This is a genomic window from Allobosea sp. 01N443 (genome assembly GCF_056399325.1).
Genome location: NZ_JBFTRC010000215.1, coordinates 1 through 9,194, shown reverse-complemented (window position 1 = coordinate 9,194; position 9,194 = coordinate 1). Strand labels below are relative to the sequence as shown.

Annotated in this window: 8 protein-coding genes; 5 read left to right on the top strand and 3 right to left on the bottom strand. The window is 65.3% G+C overall.

Going from position 1 to position 9,194, the window contains the following annotated elements:
• Positions 1–224: 224 nt before the first annotated feature.
• Entirely contained in the window at positions 225–1,997 is a 1,773-nt protein-coding gene (locus AC1DRP_RS31660; protein WP_441506570.1) for a methyl-accepting chemotaxis protein, read from the bottom strand.
• 212 nt (positions 1,998–2,209) lie between these two features.
• Between AC1DRP_RS31660 and solA the strand changes: the two genes are divergently transcribed.
• The 5 genes from solA to AC1DRP_RS31635 all read left to right on the top strand — a co-directional run bounded on the left by solA (position 2,210) and on the right by AC1DRP_RS31635 (position 8,034).
• A complete protein-coding gene (solA, locus tag AC1DRP_RS31655) occupies positions 2,210–3,352 on the top strand; it encodes an N-methyl-L-tryptophan oxidase (protein WP_441506571.1) in 1,143 nt (380 codons plus the stop codon).
• A 63-nt stretch (positions 3,353–3,415) separates the two neighbouring features.
• Positions 3,416–4,318, top strand: a complete 903-nt coding sequence (locus AC1DRP_RS31650) for a DMT family transporter (protein WP_476770568.1) — start codon at positions 3,416–3,418, stop codon at positions 4,316–4,318.
• Positions 4,315–5,505 carry a multidrug effflux MFS transporter gene (locus AC1DRP_RS31645; protein ID WP_441506573.1) on the top strand — a complete coding sequence of 397 codons (1,191 nt, stop codon included), beginning with the start codon at positions 4,315–4,317 and terminating at the stop codon, positions 5,503–5,505. The genes AC1DRP_RS31650 and AC1DRP_RS31645 overlap by 4 nt, the downstream gene beginning before the upstream one ends.
• 118 nt (positions 5,506–5,623) lie before the next feature.
• Complete coding sequence (locus AC1DRP_RS31640) at positions 5,624–6,223, top strand: TRAP transporter small permease subunit (RefSeq protein WP_441506574.1); 600 nt, start codon at positions 5,624–5,626, stop codon at positions 6,221–6,223.
• 104 nt (positions 6,224–6,327) lie between these two features.
• Entirely contained in the window at positions 6,328–8,034 is a 1,707-nt protein-coding gene (locus AC1DRP_RS31635) for a TRAP transporter large permease (RefSeq protein WP_441506665.1), read from the top strand.
• A 75-nt stretch (positions 8,035–8,109) separates the two neighbouring features.
• Here AC1DRP_RS31635 and AC1DRP_RS31630 read toward each other — a convergent pair whose 3' ends face one another.
• Both AC1DRP_RS31630 and AC1DRP_RS31625 read right to left on the bottom strand, forming a co-directional pair.
• Entirely contained in the window at positions 8,110–8,490 is a 381-nt protein-coding gene (locus AC1DRP_RS31630; RefSeq protein ID WP_441489206.1) for a porin family protein, read from the bottom strand.
• A gap of 192 nt (positions 8,491–8,682) precedes the next feature.
• On the bottom strand, positions 8,683–9,194 hold a 512-nt coding region (locus AC1DRP_RS31625; protein WP_476770567.1), incomplete at its 5' end, for a TRAP transporter substrate-binding protein.

The following is a 9,194-nucleotide window of genomic DNA, read 5'->3' as shown; positions in this document are numbered from 1 at the left end:
GAGCAGGCATGGCCCGATCGCCTCCGCAAGACGTTGCGCCTCGCGCCCGGCGAGATCGGACCAATGGGGATCATGGGGGTGCAGTTCAACTGTGATGGGCGGCGGCATGCCAGTGCTCTTCCATTCAGGGCAGAGCTCTTTCTACGATGCCGCTGCCCGGCGCAAGGACGAGCACGTTGAGGGAACCGGTCACTCTCCAGGTGGCTGCGGAGCGCCCCGGCCTCCTACATCCGATAGGCCATCCGCACACCGCCCCAATGCCGGCCATTCACGCGGAGCGGCGCGTCGACCTCGCGCATGAGCTGGGTGACATCGCCCATGTCGCGCCGGTAGGACTGGACGAGGAAGGGGCGCACGGAGCGGGCCGACATGATGCCGGCGCGATCGTGGAACATGCGGCGGTTGCGGCTATGCGGCGCGTTCCAGGCAGGATCGCCCTTGCGCTGCGGATGGGCGAACTCGGGGTGGTGCACCGGAATATAGCCGTTGCGATCGATCGGCAGGGCGAAGACCAGCCGCGGATCGCTGGCCAGTTCCTCGGCGAGCGCCGGCGGCAACAGCGCCTCAAGGGCCGGCAAGGCGCTGTTGGTGTATTGCTGCGGCTCGGTCTCCGGCACGGGCAGATAGTTGACGTCAAAGAGCTGGGCCTCGGACAGCTTCCCATCCCGCAGTGCCTGCTCGAAGAGCGTGCCCAGGCGAACCGCGAAGAGCTGCGCGCGCTCGATCAGCGGCCGATAGGATTCTTCGATCTCGTCGAGCAGACGGCGCAGGGGCTCATGCTCCCTGACGGTCGCTTCGCCGAAGGCGACATGCAGGCCGAGCTGGCTCGACGCCATCAGACGGCAGGCCAAAGGCGGCAGGCCAGCGATGGTGATCGTCCCGCCCGTGCCTGGGCGGATGCCGGGATCGGACTGGGCGAGCAGCAGCGTTCCACCCAAGCCGAGGTCGATCGTCTGCGCGTTGAAGGTCGTGGCGCCGAAGTGTCCCTCGACCGGATACTCCGCAGGGAACCTGTCATGCTGGCGGCGGTCGGCGAAGACGGTGTGCCGCAGCAATGGCACGAAGCGCCCCATCAGTCCTTCGGCCTGGCGCGCGCCATCCGACATGGCGGCGCGCGCCTCGGCGCTGCGGGCCGCTGCGCCCAAGGCCATTTCGTCGATCTCACCGACCTGCCGGGAAACCGTATCGATGAAGCGGGCCGTCTCGTCGGCGCTGCGCGACAGTTCCGAGGCCGCTGCTGCCTGCTCGAGCGAGGCGCTGCCGATCGCCGCGATCACCGGATTGACGTCCCGCACCATTTGCAGCGCATCATTGACGATCGCGGCCGAGCCCTGGGCCGTCTGGGTCAGCCGATCGACACGGTTGCGGATATGGTCGACCGCGTCGCGCACCTCGATGGAAAGCGCCTTCACTTCCTGGGCAACCACGCCGAAGCCGCGGCCGGCCTCGCCGGCGCGCGCCGCTTCGATGGTCGCATTCAAGGCAAGCAGATTGGTCTGGCGCGCGATCTCGGCAATGGAATCGACGATGCTGCGGATCTCGACCGTGGCGGAGGCGAGGCCTGTCATCATGTGCGTCGCCTCGCCGGCACGCATGGCCGCCGCCTCCAGCATGTCGCGCGCGCCATTCATCGAGCTGCCGACCTGCTCGGCCGCGTCGGAGACCTGCTGGGTGGCGGTCGCGAGCGCGCTCGAATTCATGCTGGCCGTCTCGGCCGCCTGCCTCAGATCGCCGGTACGCCTGTGAATGCCGATCGAACCACCCTCGGCCTGGCTCGATGTATGCTCTGCCTCATAGAGGCGCCCGGTGAGGCGTCGCAGGGCGGCAACGACATCCTGCTCGAGCGCATTGACGGCTTCGCGGATCGAGGCATCGTCGAGCGGATCGGGAAGTTCGATCGCTTCTGCCGGCGACGTCGGCTCCGCAGTGGCGACAGGCCCGGCTGCAACGGCACGGTCTTGGGTGCCCAACCAGCGCCGGACCCTTTCGCGAAACATCAGCCAATCCCGGACAGCGCAAAGTCGAACCTTTATGGTCGGGCAATGTTAACAAAGCTTCTCCCGAAGCCACGACTTGCCCAAACGAGAGGCCGAAAGCGCGCAGGGCCATGCGCCGGAAGCGGGATTCGCCGTCCCGGACCGGCATGGACCCGATGCGAGGCTGCAGCTAAAGCTCTGATCATCCGCATTGCCCTCCCCCAGGCCAGCCCATGACCAGTCATAGCTACGACGTGATCGTTGCCGGTGTCGGTGCCATGGGCTCCGCCGCCTGCTGGCATCTCGCGCGGCGCGGACTGAAGGTCCTTGGCCTCGAGCGCTTCGACCTCGGCCATGCGATGGGCTCGTCGCATGGCATGACGCGGATCATCCGCCTCGCCTATTTCGAAGGCTCGCATTACGTGCCGATCGTCCGGCGCGCGCATCAGCTCTGGTCCGAGACCGGCGCGGAAGCGGGCATGCAGTTGCTGCACGTCACCGGTTCGCTCGATCTCGCCCCCGAAGGCGCCGGGCCGGTCGAGTCCTCGCTGCGCTCCTGCCTCGACCACGGGTTGACGCATGAGGTGCTCTCGGGCCAGGAGATCGCGCGCCGTTTCCCTGGCTTTCAGCTGCCGGCGGGACATGTCGGTCTCTGGCAGCCCGATGGCGGGTTCGTCGCCTCCGAGAAGGCGATCTATGCCCATGTCGGCCTCGCCCAATCGCGTGGCGCCGAGATCCGGACCAATGAGCCGCTGCTCGACTGGGCGCCGACAGCGCAAGGCGGCGTGGTCGTTCGCACCGAGCGCGGCACCTATTCCGCTGGCCGGCTGGTGATCACCTCCGGCGGCTGGATCGCCGACGCGGTCCCGGCATTGGCTGCGAATGTCTCGACCGTGCGGCAGGCCATCGGCTGGTTCACGACGCGACGGCCGGAGCTGTATCGTCCGGGCGCCTTCCCCGTCTTCATCCTCAGTGTCGAGGAAGGCACCTTCTACGGCTTTCCGCTCTACGAGCATCCCGGCTTCAAGCTCGGCGGCCCGCATTTCGGGCGCGAGCCGATGGATCCGCGCGAGCCGGACCGCACGCCGAGCCCGCGCCAGGTGGCGCTGATCCGCGATTGCCTCGCCCGCTACCTGCCCGATGCCGCCGGAGAACCGCTCAGCCTCAAGGGCTGCGTCTACACGGTGACGCCGGACGAGGATTTCGTAATCGACGCCGTGCCGGGCGTCCCGCAGGCCGTGTTCGCATCCGCCTGTTCCGGCCATGGCTACAAATTCGCCAGCGCTATCGGCGAAATCCTCGCCGACCTCTCCACCACCGGCCAATCCGCTTTCGATCTCAAACCCTTCTCGCTCAGCCGCTTTCCGGAAGCGTGAGCCGCCGCGAGCCCGGCGCAGAACTTCTGCGCGACGGCCTCTCGACGCCACCAGGACCTTGCCTTGGCCAGTTCAGCCGAAAACCGTCGCGGAATCATCGCCATGYTGCTGGCGATGTTTCTCTTCACCTGCAACGACGCGCTCATGAAGCTGGCACGTGAAGTCTACCCCGTCGGGCAGGCGATCTCGCTGCGGGCCGTCTTTGCGGTGACGACGGCCCTCGCCATGATCTGGATGATGGGCGAAGGCCGCAAGCTCGGCGAAATGTTCAGGCCGCTGGTCCTGCTCCGCGGGATGATAGAGGCCGCAATCGCCCTGATCTTCATCTGGTCGGTGGCCAAGCTCCCACTCGGGAACATCRCCGCCATCCTGATGGCCTCACCGCTCATCATCCTCGTCCTCGCGGTGGCGCTCGGCATCGAGAAGGTCGGCTGGCGCCGGACGGTTGCCGTCGCGGTCGGCTTTATCGGCGTGCTGGTCGTGATCCGGCCGACGCCCGAGCATATGAACATCGCCGCGATTGCGGCCCTCGTCAGCGCGATATTGGCGGCGGTTCGCGATCTGGTTACCCGCAGGATTGGCAACCACGTCCCTTCGACGGTGATTTCGTTCACGGCGACGATCATCGTCGGCCTCTCCGCCTTCGCACTCGGCTTCTTCGAGACCTGGGTGCCGGTCCAGCGGATCGAGACCGTCTATGTCGGCGGCGCGGCCGTGCTGGTTTCGCTTGGCAGCTTCTGCATCGTCAACGCCTTCCGGAACACCGATGTCGGGGTCGTCACCGGCTACCGCTATTCCGGCGTCGCCTTCGCGGTGCTGATCGGGCACCTGCTCTGGGGCGAGATTCCGGACGCCTGGGCCGTCACCGGCATCGCGCTGATCGCCGGCAGCGGCCTCTACACCCTGCATCGCCAGCGCGTCGTTCCCAGTGCCAAGCTCAAGATCGAGGGTGGCCCTGCGTCATGAGCGGCCAGCCTGTTGCAGCGAAGCCCGCCCTGCTCGTCCTGGTCGCGATCTCGACCCTGCAGCCGATCGCCCTCAACCTTCTCGCGCCTGCGACACCAGCCGTGGCGCGCCATTTCGGCACGAACTACGCAACGATCCAGCTCACGCTGACGCTGTATCTCGTCTCTGTCGCGCTGATCCAGTTGCTGATCGGCCCGCTCTCGGACCGCTTCGGGCGGCGGCCCTGCGTCAATGGCGGGATCATCGTCTTCATTCTCGGCTCGATTCTCGGAGCATTGGCCCCCACCACGGAAGTCCTGCTGGCGGCGCGCGTGCTGGAGGGCGCTGGTGCCGGTACGACCTTCGCGCTCGCCCGGGCCATCATCCGCGACAGCGCCCATCGCGACGAGGCAGCGAGCCAGATCGCCAGCGTCACCATGGTCATGGTGGTGGCGCCGATGATCGCACCCTATCTCGGCGGCCATATCGAAACCTGGTTCGGCTGGCGGATGATCTTCTGGGCAATGACCGCAGCCGGCGTGCTCGTTCTCCTGCTGACGGCGGCCCGATTGCCGGAAACCGCTCCGAATGTCGGCATCAGGACATCGCTGCTCGGCGTCTTCCGCTCCTTCCCGCTCCTGGCGCTCGACCGGGAGTTCATCGTCAACGTCATCGCGCTTTCGATGACATCGGCCGCGTTCTTCGCCTTCGTCGCCGGAGCCCCCTTCATCGTCGTCGAGACGATGGGCCGGGGCTCGGATGTCTATGGCGCCTACTTCATCCTGAGCGCGTTCGGCTACATGGTCGGGAATTTCGCGATGTCGCGGCTCGCGGTCAGGCGCGGGGCCGCTCCCCTGGTGCGGCTTGGCCTGATCATCTCCGTGGTGATGATGAGCATCGCGATGGTGTTCGCGATGAGCGATTACTGGACGCCGCTGACCCTGTTCCTGCCGCTGGCGATCAGCTCGGTCGGCAATGGCTTGACGATTCCCGGTGCGGCAGCTGCAGCGCTGTCCGCCAAACCCGAACTTGCCGGCTCCGCAGCCGGGCTGATGGGAGCCATCCAGCTCGGTGTCGGTGCGTTGGCCACGATCGTGATCAGCTGGCTTGTCATACTTTGGCCGCAGTCCCTGATCGCCACGATGTGGCTGATGATGGCGATCGGGCTATTTTCCTTGCGTTTCAGCGGCTTCCGGCGACACAGCTGATCCCCAGCCTGTCGCCCTGCGTAATCTTGTGCTGCCCCAGACCTTCGTATAACCAGCGCTTAACCAGCGCGACATGGCCCTCATGCGTCGCGTGCATTCATAATCTGGGAGAGCGGGTGTGCAGGGACTTCTCAAGGTCAGCCGCATCATCGACGCGATCAACAGTCAGATCGGCAAGAAAGTTGCCTGGCTGATCCTGCTGGCAGTCATCGTCGCAGCGGTGAATGCGATTATCCGCAAGATGTTCAACATGTCGTCGAATGCCTGGCTCGAGCTGCAATGGATGCTGTTCGGCGCCGTCTTCCTGATGTGCGCCTCCTGGACGCTGCAGGTGAAAGAGCATATCCGCATCGACATCCTGAACAGCCAGTTGCCGAAGCGCGTTCAGCAATGGATCGACCTTCTCGGTCATCTCCTGTTCCTGCTGCCGTTCTGCGCGCTGATGATCTACCATTCCTGGCCGTTCTTCTGGCGCTCCTACGCGGTCAATGAGCAGTCGCTCTCGGCCGGCGGCCTGCCCCAGTGGCCCGCCAAGGGGCTCCTGATCGTCGGCTTCTTCATGCTGTTCTGCCAGGGCATTTCGGAGGTCATCAAGCAGATCGCGATCATGCGCGGCCTCCTGGAGGACGAAGAGACGTTGCGTGGCCATGCGGCCGCTGCGGAAGCGGAAGCGCAACGCCTGCTGGATCAAGCCAAGGCCCAGGGCCTGGCTTCGTGAGCAACCCAGAAGAACTCCGGAAACCGCCGATGACCGCCTCCCGCTTCGCGCGCGCAGCCGGGCTTTTGCTCGCGCTCACCCTGACTGCCTTCTTCAGCCTGCATATGGGCGATGCCCATGCCGCGGGGATCGGGGATTTTCTGCGCGTCAACATGGCGCCGGTGATGTTCGCCGCCCTCGTGCTCTTCCTCCTGCTCGGCTACCCCGTCGCCTTCGCACTCGCCGCCAACGGTCTGCTCTTCGCGCTGATCGGCATCGACCTCGGCATGTTCCAGGAGAACTTCCTGCAGGCGCTGCCGGAACGCATCTACGGCACGATGAACAATGACGTGCTGCTCGCCATTCCCTTCTTCACCTTCATGGGATTGGTGCTCGAGCGCTCGGGCATGGCGGAAGACCTGCTCGACACCATCGGCCAGCTCTTCGGCCCGATCCGCGGCGGCCTCGCCTATGCCGTGATCTTCGTTGGCGCCCTGCTCGCCGCCACGACCGGTGTCGTTGCCGCCTCCGTCATCTCGATGGGCCTGATCTCGCTGCCGATCATGCTGCGCTACGGCTATGACCGCCGACTCGCCTCGGGTGTGATCGCAGCGTCCGGAACGCTGGCGCAGATCATCCCGCCTTCGCTGGTTCTGATCGTGCTTGCCGACCAGCTCGGCCGGTCCGTTGGCGACATGTATGAGGGCGCCTTCATCCCAGGCCTCGTCCTCGCCGGGCTCTACGCCGGTTACGTCTTCCTTGTCACCATCGTCTACCCGAAGCGCGCTCCCGGCCTGCCGCCAGAGGCACAGACCCTGCGCGACGCCGACGGCAAGACACGCCGGTTCTCGCTGCTGGTTGTCGCGATCATCTCCTTCTGCGTCGCCTACGCCTATATGAAGCTCTATACCAAGGTCGATGCCGGGGCCGATTTCGTCGTGCTGACGATGTCGATCATGGTTGGCGTCTCGCTGGTCATCGCGCTGATCAACAAGATGCTGGGGCTCAAGCTGCTGTCGCGCATGACCGAGCAGGTCATCTTCGTGATGGTGCCGCCGCTGGCGCTAATCTTCCTCGTGCTCGGGACGATCTTCATCGGCGTCGCGACACCGACCGAAGGCGGCGCGATGGGCGCGGCGGGTGCGATCCTGCTCGCCTTCAGCAAGCGCCGCCTCTCCTTCGAGCTGCTGAAGCAGGCGACGGAGTCGACGGCCAAGCTCTCGGCCTTCGTGCTCTTCATCCTGGTCGGCGCGCGCGTGTTCTCGCTGACGTTCTACGGCGTCAACGGCCATGTCTGGGTCGAGCATCTGCTGGTCGGGCTGCCCGGCGGCGCGACGGGCTTCCTGATCGTCGTCAACGTGATGGTCTTCCTGCTGGCCTTCTTCCTGGATTTCTTCGAGCTGGCCTTCATCGTGGTGCCGTTGCTCGGCCCCGCGGCCGAGAAGCTCGGCATCGACCTGATCTGGTTCGGCGTTATCCTGGGCGTGAACATGCAGACGAGCTTCATGCACCCGCCCTTTGGCTTCGCGCTGTTCTTCCTGCGTTCGGTCGCGCCCAAGCACCGCTACAAGGACAAGGTCACGGGCCTGCAGATGGAGCCCGTCACCACCGGCCAGATCTATTGGGGCGCCGTGCCCTTCGTGGTGATCCAGTGCATCATGGTGGCGCTCGTCATCATCTTCCCGAAGATGGTGATGCACTACAAGGCGTCGGCCATTCAGCTCGACCAGAAGTCGATCGACAAGCAGTTCGACTCGATCCAGATCCCGGGACTGGGCGGCAGCATGCCAGGTCTCGACCTCAACGCCCCGCCGACGCTCAACCTCAAATAGGCGCCGGTCAGCCGAAACAAAAAGGGCGGGGAGCGATCCCCGCCTTTTTTCATGTCCGTACGGCAGCGCTTGGGATCAGCGATAGAAGCTGTCGCCGAACAAGCCCCGGTCGGATTGAACCTTGCCGCGGACGATCGCGCGCACGGGCCCGAGGGTGGACTCGCCGCGTGCCTCGAGCTGGGCCGTGGCACCGACGGCAGAGCCATAGCGATTATCGGAGCGCTTGCCGAATTCGGCCCGAACCGAGCCGCCCGCGCGCACGCAGAAAGAGGAACCATCGACCCTGACATAGCCGGGGCCATATTCCGGGCAGGGACGCGTCGCCTTATCCAGCTTGGGTGCAGGCAGCTTGGCCGACGGGACGCCGCGGCCAGGGAGGGGCTCGCCGATCGACTGAGCCGCGGCGGGGACCGTTGCAGCGAACACGGCGAGCAGACCGACAATCAGACGCGGCATTCGCAAGACTTCCCGAACAAATGCGCAAGCGGCGCGCAAGGCGTGACCAGCCCTGAGTCTAGCCCGCAAGCGCGGCAAAGCAATGGCCGGCCGCCGCCCCATTGGCATGCCCGGCGGATGCGAAAAACCCCGGCCTCGCGGCCGGGGTCCGACAGGGATCGAGTTCGCCGGTTTCCCGGCGGGTCGCTCTCTTCAGAGCTGGTTGGCCGCGCGCGCGCGGATCAGAAAATTGTCGAAGCTGTATTCGGCGATCTGGAACCAGAGATATTCGTCGCCGCGGAAGGCCGACATCGCCTCATAGACCTTCTTGAAGTCGGGGTTCTTGGCTGAGGTCTCGGCATAGACCTCCTTGGATGCCTTGAGGCAGGCTTCCATGATCTCCTGCGAAAACGGTCGCAATTGTGCACCGGCGCCGACGAGACGCTTCAGGGCCGCGGGATTCCTGGCATCGTATTTGGCCTGCATGTCGACATTCGCCAGTGCCGCCGCCGTGGTCAGCACCGATTTGTAGACCTTCGGCAGCGATTCCCACTTCGCCTGGTTGATGAAGAAATGCAGCGCAGCGCCGCCTTCCCACCAGCCCGGATAGTAATAGAACGGCGCAACCTTGTTGAAGCCAAGCTTCTCGTCATCGGCCGGGCCGACCCATTCGGCCGCGTCGATCGTGCCCTTTTCCAGCGCCGGATAGATGTCGCCACCGGCGA